The 1,474-nt window shown below is 33.2% G+C and carries 1 protein-coding gene; it reads left to right on the top strand.

Annotated features, from left to right (window positions below):
- Window positions 1-245 precede the first annotated feature (245 nt).
- Window positions 246-935 (top strand): hypothetical protein, encoded by a 690-nt coding sequence (locus tag ACTS4L_RS11265; protein ID WP_440618000.1) that lies wholly within the window; start codon window positions 246-248, stop codon window positions 933-935.
- Window positions 936-1,474 lie beyond the last annotated feature (539 nt).

The raw sequence follows: 1,474 nt of genomic DNA, 5'->3' as shown, positions 1-1,474 counted from the left end.
GTTTGAGGGGCGTTAAATTGCAAAAAAAGTTTGATTTGAATACTTAATAATCAAAAATTTACCAACTTGGGTATAGTCAGGTAAATAAGGTAGTTTCACAAACATTAGATAAAAATTTCTTTTCATCAAAAAACCTAGATCATACCTTTGTTTATTGTTCCAATGATCATGATGAAATTATAACAACTTTCTCAAAATTAGGATTCCAATTTGCTTATAATCAAGGGTATGTTTCAGGTAGATGGATGAAAGATCATCATGGTAAAGATATCTTTGCAACAACTGTATCACCTGATGAGTTGAGAACACAATGTGCATATTTATTGGAACTCAAACGTGAAGCAGGAAGTAGTCACGTTGAGAATAGAGAATATATGACAGATTTAGGTGCAGACAATTATCGACATAAATGGGCTCAACAAAATTCTGACAAAATCAAGGTACAAGCGGTGAGTAATTTTGGAAAAAAATATGACTTCGTTTTTTATCAATTTATGGATGATGCTCATCATGAGGCAAAATCTGTTAATGGGGCTGGGGCTATGCTTAAAAAGGAACAATTTAAGCAAGACATGTTAGATCGCACATATCAAATGGCTGGTTCAGGAGTGGCAAGTAGGTATGTACTAGGTCCGATTCAATTTAATCAGTCCGCATATGGGATGAGAGATTTCGATGATTACATACATGACAAATTACAATTCAGTGGTTTTGATAGGTTAAATGATGCTGAAGTCATTGGAGATCTTGATCTAGATGTTAATGATAGTTACTGGAATACTGGACTTATGTTAGCTAACAGTGCTTGGGGTGGAGTGTGTGATGTAACTTCCCGAACTTTTTATTGTCTAGACAAGTTAGGTGAGGCATTAATAAGCTATGAAGAAGCATATGATAATGAGCTAGCTCACAGTGAAATGTATGGGGTTTTATAACAAGCAGTTTAGATGAACTTTAAAAATGTTATTACAAAATTATGTATTCTAGGTTGAGTTATAGTATCTAGGAAAGTTAAAAAATTTTGAAACAGTTTTATAGTATAACTATATCGCGTTTACAACGCAGATTTTGAAAGGTTTCATTTAAAACTAACCTTTATTATTTTTTCATCCTTGAAAATAGAAGAGGGTGAGAAAAAATAGAGAGTTTACTTTTAAACCGTAGATTAAAAGCAATAAATATGAGGATTAAATTATGTTGAAAATAAAAAAAATATGCATATTCGCATCTATTATCGGCGCTACTTTATTAGGTGCTGTTGAATATTCTGCGGCTGTAATTGTGTACCAAGATAAGTCCAACAATTGGACGAGGCTTATCAGTCAAGCTGTCATGGCTTCTTCAGGTGCTTATAATAATCCAAATTTGTCTGACAGACAAATAATGGAGGACGAGACCTCACGGCTGTCCCATCTAAAATATGTTGACTTTTGCTAAATTTATCTTTGAAGTTGTTAGCAAAGGAATCTACTGT

It is taken from the genome of Cysteiniphilum sp. 19S12-1 (assembly GCF_052030685.1).
Classification (GTDB): Bacteria; Pseudomonadota; Gammaproteobacteria; order Francisellales; family Francisellaceae; genus Caedibacter.
Note: the sequence above shows the minus strand (reverse complement) of the source record. Positions and strands in the feature narration are given on the sequence as shown.